The organism is Teredinibacter turnerae T7901 (assembly GCF_000023025.1).
GTDB classification, from domain to species: Bacteria; Pseudomonadota; Gammaproteobacteria; order Pseudomonadales; family Cellvibrionaceae; genus Teredinibacter; species Teredinibacter turnerae_B.
Genome location: NC_012997.1, coordinates 934,057 through 951,349 on the forward strand (window position 1 = coordinate 934,057; position 17,293 = coordinate 951,349).

Here is a 17,293-nt window from a genome sequence, read left to right on the forward strand (position 1 = left end):
GAATCAAACGGTGGTGGGCGCACAGCGCCCACTGTGCATCTGCACCCACTGGAGGAACAACTTTGAAAGACTTACTTAACTTGTTGAAAAACCAGGGCCAAACTGACGAGTTCGATGGTATCCGCATCGGCCTCGCCTCGCCCGATATGATTCGCTCCTGGTCGTTTGGTGAAGTGAAAAAGCCAGAGACCATTAACTACCGTACGTTTAAGCCAGAGCGTGAAGGTTTGTTCTGCGCCAAAATTTTTGGCCCGGTTAAGGATTACGAGTGCTTGTGCGGCAAATACAAGCGCATGAAGCACCGCGGTATTATCTGTGAGAAGTGTGGCGTTGAAGTGACCTTGGCGAAAGTTCGCCGTGAGCGCATGGGCCATATCGAACTTGCTTGCCCGACTGCGCACATCTGGTTTTTGAAATCGCTGCCAAGCCGCATCGGTTTGTTGCTGGACATGACTCTGCGCAGCATTGAGCGCGTGCTGTACTTTGAATCCTTCGTTGTCACCGATCCCGGCATGACAACCTTGGAGCGCGGTCAGCTGCTGACTGACGAGCAGTACTTCGAGTCTATGGAAGAGTTCGGCGACGAATTCGAAGCGAAGATGGGCGCTGAAGCGATTCAGCAGCTGGTTCGCGATATCGACCTGGAAAAAGAAGCGCAGGAAATTCGCGAAGAAATTCCGACGACCAATTCCGAAACCAAAATCAAGAAGCTTTCCAAGCGACTCAAGTTGCTCGAAGCGTTTATCCAGTCTGGCAACAAACCCGAGTGGATGATTTTGGAAGCCCTGCCCGTGCTACCACCGGATCTGCGTCCGTTGGTACCGCTGGATGGTGGACGTTTCGCTACGTCCGACCTGAACGATTTGTACCGTCGTGTTATCAACCGTAACAACCGTCTGAAGCGACTGCTGGATCTGAACGCTCCCGATATCATCGTGCGCAACGAAAAACGTATGCTGCAGGAGTCGGTCGATGCGCTGCTGGATAACGGTCGTCGCGGCCGAGCCATTACCGGCTCCAACAAGCGACCGCTGAAATCTCTGGCAGATATGATCAAAGGTAAACAGGGCCGTTTCCGTCAGAACCTGCTGGGTAAGCGTGTGGACTACTCGGGCCGTTCCGTAATTGTGACCGGTCCGACTCTGCGTTTGCACCAGTGTGGTCTGCCTAAGAAAATGGCACTCGAGCTGTTTAAGCCTTTCATCTTCAGCAAGCTGGAACTGCGTGGTCTTGCGACCACAATTAAAGCGGCGAAGAAAATGGTTGAGCGCGAAGAGCCCGTGGTGTGGGATATCCTCGATGAGGTTATTCGTGAGCACCCGGTATTGCTGAACCGCGCACCGACACTTCACCGTTTGGGTATCCAGGCATTTGAACCGGTGCTGATTGAAGGTAAAGCGATCCAGCTGCACCCGCTGGTGTGTGCGGCATATAACGCCGACTTCGACGGTGACCAGATGGCGGTTCACGTACCGCTGACGCTGGAAGCTCAGCTCGAAGCCCGTGCGCTGATGATGTCCACCAATAACATTCTTTCACCTGCCTCTGGTGAGCCAATTATCGTTCCTTCTCAGGACGTTGTATTGGGCCTGTACTGGATGACACGCGAGCGCGTTAACGATCTCGGCGAAGGTATGGTGTTCTCCGACACCAAAGAAGTTTCGCGTGCGTTCTACGCCCGAAAAATTGGTCTTCAGGCGAAAATTAAAGTGCGTATTCGTCAGGCGGTGATGCGTGAAGACGGCGAAATAGAAGAGTCTACCTCTCTGTCAGAAACAACTGTCGGCCGCGTGCTTTTGTGGGAAATTGTCCCGGATGGCATTCCGTTCGAGATGGTTAACCGCCCGATGGTTAAAAAAGCCATATCTGCGATTATCAACTTCTGTTATCGCGTTGTTGGTTTGAAAGCGACGGTTATCTTTGCTGACCAACTCATGTATATGGGTTATGACTTCAGTACTAAATCCGGTTCTTCCATCGGTGTTAACGACTTCGAGATTCCCGCGGAAAAAGCGACAATCATCGATAGCGCCGAAGCTGAAGTTAAAGAGATCGAAAGCCAATACGCTTCCGGTCTGGTAACCCAGGGCGAAAAGTACAACAAGGTAATCGACATCTGGTCCCGCGCCAACGACTTGGTAGCGAAGTCCATGATGGAAGGTATCTCCAAAGAAGCCGTAACCAACCGCGACGGTGACGAAGAGAAGCAAGATTCCTTCAACTCTGTATATATGTATGCGGACTCCGGTGCTCGGGGTTCGCCCGCACAGATTCGTCAGTTGGCCGGTATGCGCGGCCTGATGGCACGTCCGGATGGCTCCATTATCGAAACGCCGATTGTGGCTAACTTCCGCGAAGGGTTGAACGTACTCCAGTACTTCATTTCGACGCACGGTGCGCGTAAAGGTTTGGCGGATACCGCACTGAAAACCGCGAACTCGGGTTACCTGACCCGCCGATTGGTGGACGTTGCACAAGACGTGGTTATTACTTCGCCCGACTGTGGTACCGACGAAGGCCTGACTATGGCGCCCGTTATTGAGGGTGGTGACATCATCGAGTCGCTGGGTGATCGTATCCTTGGCCGAGTGGTTGCACGGGATGTTGTGCGCCCTGGTACCGACGAGATCCTGATTCCTGCCGGCACGATTATCGACGAGAAATGGGTCGAGCGCGTTGAGGTGATGGGTATTGATGAAGTTATCGTGCGCTCTGCGATCACATGTGAAAGCCGCCACGGTATCTGTGCTCAGTGCTATGGCCGCGATCTTGCTCGTGGTCACCGAGCTAACATTGGTGAAGCTGTTGGTGTTATCGCAGCGCAGTCGATTGGTGAGCCGGGTACTCAGCTGACCATGCGTACGTTTCACATTGGTGGTGCTGCGAGCCGGGCGTCTGCCGCCGACAGTATTCAGATTAAACAGGACGGTACTGTACGCCTGCACAACATTAAAGTTGTGACTCGTTCCAGTGGCGAGTTGGTTGCTGTCAGTCGCTCTGGCGAACTGGCTGTTGCCGATAGTGCCGGGCGCGAGCGCGAACGCTATAAAGTACCTTACGGTGCAGTCATTTCAGTCAAAGATGGCGAAGAAGTTAAAGGCGGTTCGTTTATTGCGAAGTGGGATCCTCACACGCACCCCATCATTACTGAAGTTGCTGGTCGTGTTGCGTTGACCGGTATGGAAGATGGCTTGTCGATCCGCAAACAAACAGATGAATTGACCGGCCTCTCCAGTATCGAGGTTATGGATACGGGTGAACGTCCATCATCAGGTAAAGACTTGAAGCCGGCAGTGACGCTGGTGGATGAAAACGGCAATGAAGTGATGTTAGCGCACGCCAATCAGCCTGCGCACTACATGTTGCCAGGTAAGTCGATCTTGTCGTTGAGCAATGGCGACAATGTTGGCGTTGGTGACGTTATTGCGCGTATCCCGCAAGAAGGTTCCAAAACCCGCGACATCACCGGTGGTCTGCCACGCGTTGCCGATTTGTTTGAAGCACGTAAGCCAAAAGAGCCTGCAATTCTTGCGGAAATTTCCGGCACCATTTCCTTCGGTAAAGAAACCAAAGGGAAGCGTCGCCTGGTGATTACACCGCTGAATGGCGAAACTCTGGCTGACGGTTCGACCAGCTACGAAGTGCTTATTCCGAAACATCGCCAGTTGACCGTGTTCGAAGGTGAGAACGTGGCGAAAGGTGAAGTTGTTTCCGATGGTCCGAGCAACCCTCACGACATTCTGCGTTTGCAGGGCGTGGAGGCGCTGGCTCGCTATATCGTTAACGAAATCCAGGAGGTTTACCGCCTCCAGGGTGTAAAAATTAACGATAAGCACATTGAAGTTATTGTTCGTCAAATGCTGCGTAAAGCTGAAATCACCTCGATGGGTGATTCCGATTTCGTTAAAGGCGAGCAGGTTGAATACAACAATGTCTTGGAAGAAAACGAGAAGCTGCGTGCTAATAGTCGTCAACCAGCGCAATACGAGCGCCAGTTACTGGGTATTACCAAAGCGTCTCTGGCAACTGAATCGTTTATTTCTGCGGCTTCGTTCCAGGAAACAACTCGCGTCCTTACCGAAGCAGCTGTCACCGGCAAGCTGGATAACCTGCGCGGCCTGAAGGAAAACGTGGTCGTTGGGCGTTTGATTCCTGCGGGCACCGGTTTGGCGTATCACAATGAACGTCGTCGTCGTCGCGAAGAGGACCACGGTTCTGCCGATAGTGTAAGTGCTGCAGAAGTAGAAGCTGCACTGACCGAGGCACTGCGTTCTACGTCGTCTTAACCCTTGACGACGTGCAAATAGTGTCAACGGATTAGTTGTTGACGATAGTGGGTGGTGTCATTACAATGCGCCACCCGCTGTTTTTGGCGGTGGGCTTCTATTGCCCATTTTTAGTGAATCTTTCTGTTTTTGCGCTTATAAAAGCAGAATCTAGTTAATTTTTTGGAGTTAAGTTTCATGGCAACGATCAACCAGTTGGTTCGTAAGCCGAGAAAACGCAAAGCTAAGACCAGTGACGTTCGCGCCCTGGAAGCATGTCCTCAGCGCCGCGGTGTTTGTACTCGTGTTTATACCACTACACCGAAAAAGCCAAACTCTGCACTGCGTAAAGTATGTCGTGTGCGTTTGACTAACGGCTTTGAAGTATCTTCCTACATTGGCGGTGAAGGCCACAACCTTCAAGAGCACAGTGTTGTATTGATTCGCGGCGGTCGTGTAAAAGACTTGCCTGGTGTGCGTTATCACACTGTTCGCGGTGCTCTGGATACGTCTGGCGTTAACGATCGTAAGCGCGGTCGTTCCAAGTACGGTACCAAGCGTCCTAAGTAAGGTCGCTTACCGTCTAGCGTTTTAAGGTAGAACCAGTAAGGCCGAGCGGTTTCAGTTTACTCTACGTCTCGGACAAGCCTGAATAAGAGTAATTGGTGAGTTTCAAACATGCCTAGAAGAAGAGTTGTCGCCAAGCGCGAAGTGCTGCCAGATCCTAAATTTGGCAACGTGACTTTGGCAAAATTCATGAACCACGTGATGATCAGTGGTAAAAAATCCGTTGCAGAGCGCATTGTGTATGGTGCTCTGGATCTGGTTAAAGAGAAATTAAACAAAGATCCTCTGGAAGTATTTGACGAGGCTTTGGAAAACATCGCTCCGCTGGTGGAAGTTAAATCCCGACGCGTTGGTGGTGCAACCTACCAGGTGCCTGTTGAAGTGCGCCCATCACGCCGTGAAGCGCTTGCCATGCGTTGGTTGGTGGAATACTCCCGCAATCGTGGTGAGAAATCCATGCCTCAGCGTCTCGCTGGCGAATTGATCGATGCTTCCCAGAACAAGGGCGGTGCGGTTAAGAAGCGTGAAGACGTTCACCGTATGGCCGAAGCGAACAAGGCGTTCTCGCACTTCCGCTTCTAACACCTCTACTGCGTTTCGCATACTTTTAAGCAATATCAAGATATGCAGCAGAAGGCAGCCATTGAAGCTGCCTTTTAGCGTATTAGGCAAGTGCAAAACGCAGTGGTTAAGAGGATGATGCGCTCACAACGCATTAGCAAATCGATTTTTTAAACAGCTATTGGGGATAGAGTCGTGGCACGTAAAACACCTATCGCACGTTATCGTAACATCGGTATCTGTGCGCACGTAGACGCTGGTAAAACCACCACAACCGAGCGTGTTCTCTTCTATACCGGTCTTTCACACAAGATCGGGGAAGTGCACGATGGTGCGGCCACCATGGACTGGATGGAGCAGGAACAGGAGCGTGGTATTACCATTACTTCTGCTGCTACCACCTGTTTCTGGGCGGGTATGGAACAGCAATTTGATCAACACCGTATCAACATCATCGATACTCCTGGGCACGTTGACTTCACCATCGAAGTAGAGCGTTCGCTGCGAGTTCTCGATGGCGCGGTCGTGGTGTTGTGTGGTTCTTCCGGTGTGCAGCCTCAGACTGAGACTGTATGGCGTCAGGCCAACAAATACGAAGTACCTCGTATGGTATTCGTAAACAAAATGGACCGTGCAGGTGCTAACTTCCTGCGTGTAGTTGAGCAGTTGAAAGATCGCCTTGGTGCGACCGCTGTACCTCTGCAAATGACAATCGGTTCAGAAGACGAATTTAAAGGTATTGTCGACCTGATTGAAATGAAAGCGATTCTCTGGAACGAAGCGGACCAGGGTATGACTTTCGATCGCGCCGACATCCCAGCCGACATGCTCGAAGAGTGTGAAGAGCTGCGCGAGCAGATGGTAGAAGCAGCAGCTGAAGCCAACGAAGAGCTGATGGAAAAGTACCTGGAAGAAGGTGAGCTGACTAACGACGAAATCAAAAAAGGTATTCGTTTGCGTACCTTGGCGAACGAAATCGTTCCAGTTCTGGGCGGTTCTGCATTCAAAAACAAAGGCGTGCAGGCGATGCTGGACGCGGTTATTGAATACCTGCCTGCGCCTACGGAAGTTAAGGCAATTCAAGGTACTCTGGAAGACGGCGAAACTGTTGCGGAGCGTCACGCAGACGATACCGAACCTTTTTCTGCGCTGGCGTTCAAAATTGCAACTGACCCATTCGTGGGAACGCTGACTTTCTTCCGCGTTTATTCCGGTAAATTGGAAAGCGGTACCGCGCTGTTGAACTCAGTGAAGGGCAAGAAAGAGCGTATCGGCCGTATGGTGCAAATGCACGCTAACAGCCGTGAAGAAATCAAAGAAGTATTGGCAGGCGACATTGCTGCCGCGATTGGTTTGAAAGATACAACAACAGGTGACACTCTTTGCGCGGAAAACAGCTTCATCGTTTTGGAGCGTATGGAATTCCCCGAGCCTGTTATTTCCGTTGCAGTAGAACCTAAGTCAAAAGCGGATCAGGAAAAAATGGGTATCGCTCTGGGCAAGCTTGCTCAGGAAGACCCGTCTTTCCGTGTGCGCACAGACGAAGAAACCGGTCAAACGATCATCTCCGGTATGGGTGAGCTTCACCTGGACATTCTGGTTGATCGTATGCGTCGTGAATTTAAAGTGGAAGCTAACATCGGTAAGCCGCAGGTTGCCTATCGTGAACGCATTACCAAAACCTCTGAAATCGAAGGCAAGTTTGTTCGTCAGTCAGGTGGTCGCGGTCAGTTCGGTCACGTTTGGATTAGGTTTGAACCCGCTGAAGATGGTGATGCCGAAGGTCTTGAATTTGTGAATGAAATTGTAGGTGGTGTGGTTCCCAAGGAATACATCCCTGCAGTCGAAAAAGGTATCAGCGAGCAAATGCAGAACGGTGTTGTCGCTGGCTACCCACTGTTGGGGCTGAAGGCCACCATTTATGACGGGTCGTACCACGATGTTGACTCGAATGAAATGGCCTTTAAAATTGCTGCCTCAATGGCGACCAAGAAATTGGCGCAGCATGGCGGTGCCGTACTGCTTGAGCCAATGATGAAGGTTGAAGTCGTAACTCCTGAAGAAAACATGGGTGACGTTGTCGGTGACTTGAACCGTCGTCGTGGCCTGATTCAGGGTATGGACGAAAACCCTTCAGGTAAAGTTGTTAATGCAGAAGTGCCTCTGGCCGAAATGTTCGGTTACGCCACCGCTCTGCGTTCGGCAACACAGGGTCGTGCGACCTTCACAATGGAGTTTGAGCGTTACGCTGAAGCGCCAAGTAATATCGCAGAAGAAATCATCGCCAAAAACAAGACCGGTGAGTAACTGCATTTTTTAGAATCGATGTTCAAAATTTAGAGGAACAGAACAGTGGCTAAAGAAAAATTTGAACGTAGTAAACCCCACGTAAACGTAGGCACCATCGGTCACGTTGACCATGGTAAAACCACCCTGACCGCAGCTCTGACTCGTGTATGTTCAGAAGTATGGGGCGGTGCGGCCGTTGCTTTCGACGGTATCGATAATGCGCCAGAAGAGAAAGAGCGTGGTATTACCATCGCAACTTCTCACGTAGAGTACGATTCCCCAACTCGTCACTACGCGCACGTTGACTGTCCTGGACACGCCGACTACGTGAAAAACATGATTACTGGTGCTGCTCAGATGGACGGCGCTATCCTGGTTTGTGGTGCGACTGACGGCCCAATGCCTCAGACTCGTGAGCACATCCTGCTGTCTCGTCAGGTAGGTGTACCTTACATCGTTGTATTCCTGAACAAAGCGGACCTGCTGGCTGAAGACTGTGGCGGCGTAGGTACTGACGAGTACAACGAAATGCTGGAACTGGTTGAAATGGAACTGCGCGAGCTGCTGGATACTTACGAGTTCCCTGGCGACGACACTCCAATCATCCCAGGTTCTGCGTTGATGGCGTTGAACGGTGAAGACGACAACGAGCTGGGTACTTCTGCTGTACGTAAGCTGGTTGAAACTCTGGACGAATACATTCCTGAGCCAGAGCGCGCTATCGATCAGCCGTTCCTGATGCCTATCGAAGACGTATTCTCAATCTCCGGTCGTGGTACTGTTGTTACCGGTCGTGTTGAGCGTGGTATCGTTAAAGTTGGTGAAGAAATCGAAATCGTTGGTATCAACGCCACCACCAAAACTACCTGTACTGGTGTTGAAATGTTCCGCAAACTGCTTGACGAAGGTCGTGCAGGTGAGAACGTTGGTGTTCTGTTGCGTGGTACCAAGCGTGATGAAGTTGAGCGTGGTCAGGTACTGGCTAAGCCAGGCACTATCACTCCTCACACTGTGTTCCAGTCAGAAGTTTACGTTCTGTCTAAAGATGAAGGTGGTCGTCACACTCCATTCTTCAAAGGTTACCGTCCACAGTTCTACTTCCGTACTACTGACGTAACTGGTGCTTGTGAGCTGCCAGAAGGCGTTGAGATGGTAATGCCAGGTGATAACATTCAAATGACTGTTACCCTGATTGCACCTATCGCGATGGAAGAAGGTCTGCGTTTCGCTATCCGTGAAGGCGGCCGTACCGTTGGTGCTGGTGTTGTTGCTAAGATCATCGAGTAATCGATAGTCTCGCAAAGAAAAAAGGTCGCTCAATGCGACCTTTTTTTTTGCCTGATGATTTGGATTCGACCGCGAAGTAACAGAACGCCGATTGTTATTGCCCTGCTGATTCAAATGGCAACCCTTGCATATTTGTTCTGGACAGGTGTTACCTGCGCTGCGCTTTGCTAGAATGGTGACGCAAAAAAACTGGTATACAAGAATAACATTATGAAAATCCGACTAGGTCTTATCTGTTTGCTCTCATCCTGCCTAATGTTAAGCAGTTGTGGCACCGACTCAGATGTGCGTGTGATTAAAATGGCGCACTCGCTCGATACAAACCATCCTGTCCACAAAGCGATGGTGTACATGGCCGAGCGGCTCACCGTTATTAGCGGCGGCAAAATGCAGCTGGATATCTATCCTGGTGGTCAGCTCGGATCAGAACGGGAATCTATCGAGCTCCTACAAATCGGTAGCCTTGCCATGACCAAAGTGTCGGCCAGTCCTCTCGAAGGTTTTGTGCCTGCAATGAAGGTGTTCGGAATTCCATACGTGTTTAGAGACCATGACCACTATTGGCGTGTGCTAAACGGCGAGATAGGTAAAGAGTTATTGCTGGCTGGTGAAAAGGTACGTTTGCGAGGCTTAGGTTATTTTGATGCGGGCAGTCGCAGTTACTATACGGTCGATAAACCAATCCGCAGCCCAGACGATTTACAAGGCATGAAGATCCGGGTGCAAAACAGTCAGACCGCTGTGCGTATGGTGAAGGCGATGGGTGGGTCTGGTACGCCCATATCCTGGGGTGAACTTTATACTGCGCTTCAGCAAGGTGTAGTGGACGGTGCGGAAAATAACCCGCCAAGTTTCTTTTCTTCAAAACATTATGAAGTGTGCAAGTTTTTTACCTTGAACGAACATACCTCGGTGCCGGATATTGTAATTATCAGTAGCTACGTATGGAACTCGCTCTCGGCTCAGGAGCAGTCCTGGTTACAGCAGGCTATGGATGAAGCGGTCGTGTTTCAGCGCAAGCTATGGGTGCAGGCGACTAATGAGGCGTTGGAGGCTGTGAAAGCTGCGGGTGTGGAAATTATCTATCCTGACAAGCAGCCATTTATGGATGTGGTGCAGGAGATGCAAAAAAGTTACGAAGGCACGCCTGCGTATGATCTTCTCGAGCGCATTAAAGCGATATAGGGTTGGGCGATGAAAAATTTATTAGCGAAAGTTGAAGTGCTTCTGGGGTATTTTGTCGGCTTGTTAATGTTTGCGATTGTTGCAGACGTAAGCTGGCAGGTTGTCACGCGATTTGTCATGAGCGAGCCCAGCTCATATACCGAAGAAGTTGCGCGCTTTTTATTGATATGGATTGGCTTGCTCGGTGCTGCTTACGCATACCGTAAGCATGCGCACTTGGGGTTGGATATAGTTACCCGCAGTTTGAATGCTCCGACGGCTGCGGCCGTGCAAAAAATTACCGACGGTGTTTGCCTGCTGTTCGCGCTCGCCGTCATGGTTGTCGGAGGAGCAAACCTGATGTTAATCACTCTCGAGTTAGATCAGATTTCCGCGGCTCTACAGATACCTATTGGCTTTGTCTACAGCGTCCTGCCTATCAGTGGTTGTCTGATTATGCTGTTTGCGCTTGAACGCCTCTTAACCCCTTATACAAGCCTGCCAGAAAACATCAGCACGGCTGAAGAATAACGAGAACTCGGGAGTCCCTCTGTGGAAATATCTGTAATTGTTTTATTGGTGTCATTTGTCGCGCTACTACTAATCAATGTTCCTGTCTCTATCAGCATTGGCGTCGCTACCGTGTTGGCAATGCTGTTTACTATCGATTTTATCCCTGCCGTAACTACCGTCGCCCAGCGGATGGGTGGTGGTCTAGATAGTTTCGCACTCCTGGCTATACCCTTCTTCGTGTTGTCGGGCCTGCTGATGGGGCGTGGCGGAATTGCCGCTCGACTTATTGAATTTGCGAAAGTACTTGTTGGCATGGTGCCCGGGGGATTAGCGTTCGTAAACATTATTAGCTGCACCTTATTCGGTGCGATATCGGGGTCCTCAGTCGCTGCAACATCGGCAATTGGTGGTTTTATGATTCCGACTATGGAAAAAGAGGGTTACGACCGCAATTTTACAGCGGCGATTACGGTAACTGCATCAACAACCGGTTTATTAATTCCCCCTAGTAATATTCTTATTATTTACTCGCTTGCCAGTGGTGGAGTTTCTATTGCCGCCTTGTTTGTCGCCGGCTATTTACCGGGTATTCTCGTATCACTTGGGTTGATGGGGGGTTGTGCAATTTACGCCAAGATCAATAACTACCCGGTAGGGCGCCTGCCGAAGGCTCGCGAGCTGGTGACAAAAACCTTTGATGCCTTGCCGAGCCTGTTTCTTATTGTATTGGTGATTGGCGGAATCGTCGGTGGCTACTTTACTGCGACTGAAGCTAGCGTGATCGCGGTGCTTTATGCGCTATTTCTTTCTGTGGTGGTATACCGGGAAGTTAAAGTGAGCGATTTGCCGGAGATTTTTACTAAAGCGGTTGAGACTACGGCAATTGTCTTGTTGTTAATTGGTACATCTACTGCGATGAGTTGGATGCTGAGCTACGAGAATATTCCGCAGAGTATCAGCAATGCGCTGATGCATCTGAGTGATAACCCGTTCGTCATTCTACTAACTATCAACCTGATCTTGCTGGCGGTGGGTATTTTCATGGATATGACACCCGCAGTGCTTATTTTCACTCCGATCTTTCTTCCCGTTGCGGTGAGCCTTGGTATGTCACCGCTGCACTTTGGCATTATGATGGTATTGAATCTGTGTATCGGGTTGTGTACCCCGCCTGTGGGCAGCGTGTTATTTGTTGGCTGTAGTATCGCGAAGACAACGATCGCGCGCCTGATTAAGCCCTTACTACCACTCTATGCAGCGATGTTCATTGCTCTGCTGCTAGTGACTTATGTGCCCGCCATCAGCGAGTTTTTGCCGACCTATTTTGGTTTGTATGGGCAGTAAGCGGGCGCTACCTGCAATCTTCAGGTCGAATTAAAAAAGGGAGCAAAAGCTCCCTTTTTTTCAAGCTACACAGATGAATGCGAATTTAATGATCCTGTAAGGGCAGGTAGTCCGCATCAAATTTTGATTTTTTCACAATTGCGCCGCGGTTGCGGATAACAATGGACGCTACATGTACACCGTGCTCTACAGCGCTGCGGAAATCATAGCCCTTTACTCGCGCTGATACATAGCCTGCATTAAACGAATCCCCTGCGCCTGTGGTATCGACCACTCCGTCTACGCGGGGTACAGGAATATGCACTTCCTCACCGTCCACGACAGCAACGACCTCTTTTGCGCCGCGTTTCAATATCAACTCACTGATACCGCAATCTCGGTAGCGTGCGACAGTCGCATCAATCGAGCCATCACCCCAAAGTAATTCTTCATCATCAAGGGTAAGGAGAGCCATATCCGCGTGACGCATCATATCCATCATGATCTGTTGCGCTTGTTGCTGACAATCCCAAAGACGGGGACGGTAATTAATATCGAAACAAAATACGCCGCCTGCAGCTCGGTATTCATCAACAAAGTTCAGCAACACTTCGCGCGAGTGCTCGCTAATGATTGCGAGTGTAATGCCGCTAAAGTACAGGTACTCACACTCCATAAGTTGTTTGGTCAGTCTGTCGGTGTGAGACTTTTCTGCAAACAATTCGCGCGCGCGGGCTTCTTTGCGCCAGTAGTAAAATTCGCGCTCACCGTCAGCGGAATTGCGAATCATATACATCCCAGGTAAACGACCGGCCATGGTTTCGATCATTTTGGTGCCTATCCCTTCTGATGCCGCCAAAGAGATAATTTGCGAGCTATAGGGGTCATCGCCCAGCAGGGTAACGTAATCCGTGCGGGTGCCAGTTCTGGCCATATAAACGGCAGTATTGAAGGTATCGCCCGCAAAACCGAGCGCCATGATCTCCTGCTCGTTGTTTTGGGCCTCAGGGTAGGGTGCTAATTCCACCATAACTTCGCCTATCGCAGCGATTCTAGCCATAGAAAAACCTTATTAACTCACTCTGGGGGTTGGAGATGATTGCTTCGTGGAGGCGGGCCGGTAAATACATGACTTACTTGACCACGTCATTGAGCAGTTGTATTCTTGAATACCTATCTGATAGGTAGATAGCTAATTCTACTTTAACCCTTCCACGCAAACAATAACGAGTTTTAGTTGATCTAAGTCTAGTTGTGTGGGGAGACGAGATGTTAAAGCCGATTAAATCCTTGACCCTGGTTGAGCAAACCAACGACCAGTTGCTGTCTTTTATTGCTGAGCAATCACTGCAAGCAGGGGACAGTTTGCCATCAATTGCTCATCTGTCGGAAACCCTGGGTGCCAGCCGCGCCGTTATACGGGAAAGTTTTCGCAATCTGGAAGCGAGAGGAATAATCGAAGTGGCCAATGGGCGGCGGGCACGGATCAAGCCTGTAACCTGCGAACCGTTGATGGATTATTTCACCCGATTTATTCAGGTTGAAGACCGCGCGCAGGAAGAATTCACCGAAATACGTATTGCACTTGAACTACAGTGTATAAAACTCGCGGTTGAACGTGGAACCGCAAGTCAATTGGCAGAAATTCAACACACCGTTTCCCAAATGCGGAGATATCTCGCCTTCCAGGACAGGTTCGTCGCTTTGGACATGCAATTTCACCTGCAAATTGCGCGTGCAACGCAAAACACCATGATGGTTTATTTACTTGAATCTTTGCGCGACGCGATTAAAAGCTGCATCGAACAAGGGTTGAGTGCAAGGCCGGATCCACATCAAATGGAAAGTGTGCAGTTGGTTCATGAGCGCCTGGTCGATGCGCTGGTCGAGCGCGATTGTGAAAAAGCACAAAAGGCGTTACTCGCCCATTTTTATGAAACATCCAAGTTACATGTTTAACGTCGTTTAACAACGTCAGAAAAATCATCGGAGTTTAAAAGAAATTATGCACGCAGAACTTGAAAAAATTGCGCAGATTAAAGTTGTACCCGTAGTGGCTATCGACAATGCCGACGATGCTGCACCGCTGGCAAAGGCTCTGGTTGCTGGCGGATTGCCCTGTGCAGAAGTCACTTTTCGCACTGATGCCGCACTTGAATCAATGAAACGCATGGCAGAGCTTGGCACTATTCAAGTTGGAGCGGGCACTGTTTCCAAGGTTGAACAAGTTAAAGCCGCTGTAGACGCGGGAGCCACTTTTATGGTCTCACCGGGTTTTAATCCCAAGGTTGTCGACTACTGCGTGACTAATGGTATTCCAATTGCGCCGGGTATTACCAACCCTACAGATATAGAAATGGCATTGGATTTTGACCTTGAAGTACTCAAGTTTTTTCCGGCTGAAGCGTTTGGTGGCGTAAATACTCTCAAGGCTTTAAGTGGACCCTACGGAAATATTAAATTTATTCCTACGGGTGGCATAGGCGCTAATAACTTGCTGGACTATCTATCGTTTCCAAAGGTAATCGCCTGTGGCGGTAGTTGGATGGTAAAAGGCGAATTAATTAAAGCGAATAATTTTGCTGAAATAGAACGCCTTACCAAGGAAGCTGTGGAGCTCGCCAATAGTTTGTAAATTCACACAATTCTGTTGAGGTTCTACCATGTCGATATTAGAAATTAAATCTAAAGAAAGTTGTCAGTACGATCTTGTCTCGCTCGGTGAAGTCATGCTGCGACTCGATCCGGGCGAAGGTAGAATTCGATGTACAAGACAGTTTCGCGTTTGGGAAGGCGGCGGCGAGTATAACGTTGCACGAGGCTTGCGTCGGTGTTTTGGGCAGCGCACCGCTATTGTGACCGCGCTTGCCGACAACGACGTGGGGCGCCTCGTCGAAGACTTAATCCTGCAAGGTGGTGTCGACGCCTCATTTATTAAATGGGCAGCGTTTGACGGCATCGGCAGCAGCGTGCGCAATGGCTTAAACTTTACCGAAAGAGGTTACGGCATCCGCGGTGCTGTGGGTGTGTCTGACCGAGGCCATACTGCGGTTTCCCAACTAAAACCCGGTGATATTGATTGGGAATCGCTGTTCGGTGAAAAGGGCGTGCGCTGGTTCCATACTGGCGGTATTTTCGCTGCGCTTTCTGAAACGAGCGCCGCTGTTGTAGAAGAGGCTATGGCTGCCGCGAAAAAATACGGCACCATAATATCCTACGACCTCAACTACCGCCCTTCGTTGTGGAAATCTATCGGTGGACAGGAGAAAGCACAGGAAGTAAACCGCCGCCTCGCCAAGTATGTTGATGTGATGATCGGCAACGAAGAGGATTTCACTGCGTGTCTTGGTTTCAAGGTAGAAGGTGTCGATGCGAATTTGTCGACTTTGCCGATTGATAAATTTAAAACCATGATCGATAAAGCGGTATCTGAATACCCCAACTTTAAAGTAACAGCGACTACGTTACGCGCGGTAAAAACTGCGACAGTCAACGATTGGGGAGCAATCAGCTGGGCGGCCGGTGAGTTTTATGAAGCAACTCACCGGCCCAATCTTGAAATTTTGGATCGTGTTGGCGGTGGCGACAGCTTTGCCTCTGGTCTGATCTATGGCTATTTGAATTTTGGTGATCCGGAAAAAGCCGTAAACTACGGTGCTGCACACGGTGCCTTAGCGATGACCACACCTGGAGATACCACGATGGCAAACCTCAAAGAAGTGGAAAAAGTTGTGGGCGGTGGTGGCGCTCGCGTGGATCGTTAGATCTAATTTAAGTGTTTATGTTGCCAATACCCAGAGCTTGGGTATTGGCTTTTGTTTATTGGCGACGGTGGAATTTCCCGTTGCATACCCCCAAACCCCAGGCGGCGGTAGCGCCTGCCGAACGCGAAGAGAAACAATTATGAGCGAGCTAAGATTACATCCCGACCGCTTGTTTCCTGCCGATACGACGACTCGTGATATCGCACGTCGGTTGTACCAGGAAATAAAAAATCTGCCGATAGTAAGCCCACATGGCCACACTGACCCGCAGTGGTTCGCGGATAACGAGCCATTCGGTAATGCATCGGAATTATTGATCAAGCCCGATCACTATGTGTTTCGCATGCTCTACAGCCAGGGTATTTCGCTTGCCTCCTTGGGCATTAAATCACGCGATGGCTCTAAAGTAGAGCAAGACCCGCGTAAAATCTGGCGAACCTTTGCCGACAATTATTTCCTGTTTCGCGGCACGCCTTCGCGCATGTGGCTGGATTACGTGTTTAAAGAGGTTTTCGCGATGGAAAAAGCGCTGACCCCAGACACGGCGGATCTGTACTTTGATACCATCACCGATAGTCTGCAACAGCCTGAGTTTCTTCCTCGCGCCCTGTTTGAAAAAGCGAATATCGAAACTATCGCAACAACTGAATCGCCTCTCGATGACCTGCGTCACCATAAAAAAATTCGCGAAAGCGGATGGAAAGGCAATGTTATTACCGCATTTCGTCCGGACCCTGTTGTCGACCCGGAGTTTGAAGGGTTTGTCGAGAATGTGCAGCGTTTAGGCGAAATATCCGGTGAGGATACCAGCACCTGGTCGGGGTACTTAGCTGCGCTGCGCAATCGTCGCGCTTACTTTGCAGAGCATGGTGCAACCTCTACCGACCATGGCCATGCTACCGCTGCGACGGCGGATTTATCGCCGTCGGAATGTGAAGCGCTTTATGCAAAAGCTATTGCGGGCGAATGTACTGCGCAAGAAGCCGAACTGTTCCGCGCACAGATTCTTACAGAAATGGCTGGAATGAGTATCGAAGATGGGCTGGTTATGCAGATCCATCCGGGCTGCTTCCGCAACCACAATGCCGAAGTGTATCGCCAATTTGGCCGTGATAAAGGGGCGGATATTCCCGTACAAACTGAATATGTTCGCGCACTCAAACCGCTTCTGGATAAGTACGGAAACGATACTCGGCTGTCTATTATTCTGTTTACGCTAGATGAAACGGTTTACAGCCGGGAGTTGGCTCCCCTTGCAGGTCATTACCCCACCTTAAAACTGGGGCCGGCATGGTGGTTCCACGACAGTCCCGAGGGCATGCGTCGTTTTCGCGAGCAAATGACAGAAACGGGCGGTTTTTACAATAGTGTGGGCTTTAATGACGACACCCGGGCTTTCCTGTCGATACCTGCACGCCACGATGTGGCTCGCCGTATGGACTGCGGTTTTCTCGCGCGCCTGGTTGCGGAGCATCGCATCCATGAAGACGAAGCGCAGGCGTTGGCAGTCGATCTGACCTATAACCTGGTCAAGCAAGCTTACAAACTTTAAAAGGCAGA

The 17,293-nt window shown here is 50.1% G+C and carries 13 protein-coding genes; 12 read left to right on the forward strand and 1 reads right to left on the reverse strand.

Features of this window, described 5'->3' with window-relative positions; all coding sequences use genetic code 11:
* Positions 1 to 62 precede the first annotated feature (62 nt).
* From rpoC to TERTU_RS03895, 8 genes are all read left to right on the forward strand, one after another.
* Positions 63 to 4,286 carry a DNA-directed RNA polymerase subunit beta' gene (rpoC, locus tag TERTU_RS03860; protein ID WP_015817147.1) on the forward strand — a complete coding sequence of 1,408 codons (4,224 nt, stop codon included), beginning with the start codon at positions 63 to 65 and terminating at the stop codon, positions 4,284 to 4,286.
* Between the two features lie 177 nt (positions 4,287 to 4,463).
* A complete protein-coding gene (rpsL, locus tag TERTU_RS03865) occupies positions 4,464 to 4,835 on the forward strand; it encodes a 30S ribosomal protein S12 (protein ID WP_015818720.1) in 372 nt (123 codons plus the stop codon).
* Positions 4,836 to 4,943: 108 nt separating this feature from the next.
* The gene (gene rpsG / locus TERTU_RS03870; RefSeq protein WP_015817179.1) at positions 4,944 to 5,414 is read left to right on the forward strand and encodes a 30S ribosomal protein S7; all 471 of its coding nucleotides are present in this window, start codon (positions 4,944 to 4,946) and stop codon (positions 5,412 to 5,414) included.
* Positions 5,415 to 5,588: 174 nt separating this feature from the next.
* A complete protein-coding gene (fusA, locus tag TERTU_RS03875) occupies positions 5,589 to 7,700 on the forward strand; it encodes an elongation factor G (protein WP_015817803.1) in 2,112 nt (703 codons plus the stop codon).
* Positions 7,701 to 7,745: 45 nt separating this feature from the next.
* Positions 7,746 to 8,969, forward strand: a complete 1,224-nt coding sequence (tuf, locus tag TERTU_RS03880; protein ID WP_015819909.1) for an elongation factor Tu — start codon at positions 7,746 to 7,748, stop codon at positions 8,967 to 8,969.
* A 210-nt stretch (positions 8,970 to 9,179) separates the two neighbouring features.
* Positions 9,180 to 10,154, forward strand: coding sequence for a TRAP transporter substrate-binding protein (locus TERTU_RS03885; protein WP_015819028.1), 975 nt, complete (start codon positions 9,180 to 9,182; stop codon positions 10,152 to 10,154).
* 9 nt (positions 10,155 to 10,163) lie between these two features.
* On the forward strand, positions 10,164 to 10,664 hold the full coding sequence (locus TERTU_RS03890) for a TRAP transporter small permease (RefSeq protein WP_015819405.1): 501 nt from the start codon (positions 10,164 to 10,166) through the stop codon (positions 10,662 to 10,664).
* A gap of 21 nt (positions 10,665 to 10,685) precedes the next feature.
* Entirely contained in the window at positions 10,686 to 11,990 is a 1,305-nt protein-coding gene (locus tag TERTU_RS03895; RefSeq protein ID WP_015818946.1) for a TRAP transporter large permease, read from the forward strand.
* A gap of 85 nt (positions 11,991 to 12,075) precedes the next feature.
* Here the strand turns inward: TERTU_RS03895 and TERTU_RS03900 are convergent, their stop codons facing one another.
* Entirely contained in the window at positions 12,076 to 13,029 is a 954-nt protein-coding gene (locus TERTU_RS03900; RefSeq protein WP_015816781.1) for a sugar kinase, read from the reverse strand.
* Between the two features lie 209 nt (positions 13,030 to 13,238).
* Here TERTU_RS03900 and TERTU_RS03905 point away from each other — a divergent pair, with 209 nt between their 5' ends.
* The 4 genes from TERTU_RS03905 (at position 13,239) to uxaC (ending at position 17,285) form a co-directional block, all read left to right on the forward strand.
* On the forward strand, positions 13,239 to 13,928 hold the full coding sequence (locus TERTU_RS03905) for a FadR/GntR family transcriptional regulator (RefSeq protein ID WP_015820450.1): 690 nt from the start codon (positions 13,239 to 13,241) through the stop codon (positions 13,926 to 13,928).
* A 46-nt stretch (positions 13,929 to 13,974) separates the two neighbouring features.
* Positions 13,975 to 14,604, forward strand: coding sequence for a bifunctional 4-hydroxy-2-oxoglutarate aldolase/2-dehydro-3-deoxy-phosphogluconate aldolase (locus tag TERTU_RS03910; protein WP_015820130.1), 630 nt, complete (start codon positions 13,975 to 13,977; stop codon positions 14,602 to 14,604).
* Positions 14,605 to 14,632: 28 nt separating this feature from the next.
* Positions 14,633 to 15,733: a sugar kinase gene (locus tag TERTU_RS03915; protein ID WP_015819569.1), complete on the forward strand. Its 1,101-nt coding sequence runs from the start codon at positions 14,633 to 14,635 to the stop codon at positions 15,731 to 15,733.
* A gap of 139 nt (positions 15,734 to 15,872) precedes the next feature.
* Positions 15,873 to 17,285 (forward strand): glucuronate isomerase, encoded by a 1,413-nt coding sequence (uxaC, locus tag TERTU_RS03920; RefSeq protein ID WP_015818731.1) that lies wholly within the window; start codon positions 15,873 to 15,875, stop codon positions 17,283 to 17,285.
* The last annotated feature ends 8 nt before the right edge of the window (positions 17,286 to 17,293 follow it).

Bases quoted from the DNA above. Each gene is read 5' to 3' on its own strand.
- rpsL (WP_015818720.1), top strand. From the start codon at position 4,464: ATGGCAACGATCAACCAGTTGGTTCGTAAGCCGAGAAAACGCAAAGCT.
- rpsG (WP_015817179.1), top strand. From the start codon at position 4,944: ATGCCTAGAAGAAGAGTTGTCGCCAAGCGCGAAGTGCTGCCAGATCCT.
- TERTU_RS03885 (WP_015819028.1), top strand. From the start codon at position 9,180: ATGAAAATCCGACTAGGTCTTATCTGTTTGCTCTCATCCTGCCTAATG.
- TERTU_RS03890 (WP_015819405.1), top strand. From the start codon at position 10,164: ATGAAAAATTTATTAGCGAAAGTTGAAGTGCTTCTGGGGTATTTTGTC.
- TERTU_RS03900 (WP_015816781.1), bottom strand. From the start codon at position 13,029: ATGGCTAGAATCGCTGCGATAGGCGAAGTTATGGTGGAATTAGCACCC.
- TERTU_RS03905 (WP_015820450.1), top strand. From the start codon at position 13,239: ATGTTAAAGCCGATTAAATCCTTGACCCTGGTTGAGCAAACCAACGAC.
- TERTU_RS03910 (WP_015820130.1), top strand. From the start codon at position 13,975: ATGCACGCAGAACTTGAAAAAATTGCGCAGATTAAAGTTGTACCCGTA.
- TERTU_RS03915 (WP_015819569.1), top strand. From the start codon at position 14,633: ATGTCGATATTAGAAATTAAATCTAAAGAAAGTTGTCAGTACGATCTT.
- uxaC (WP_015818731.1), top strand. From the start codon at position 15,873: ATGAGCGAGCTAAGATTACATCCCGACCGCTTGTTTCCTGCCGATACG.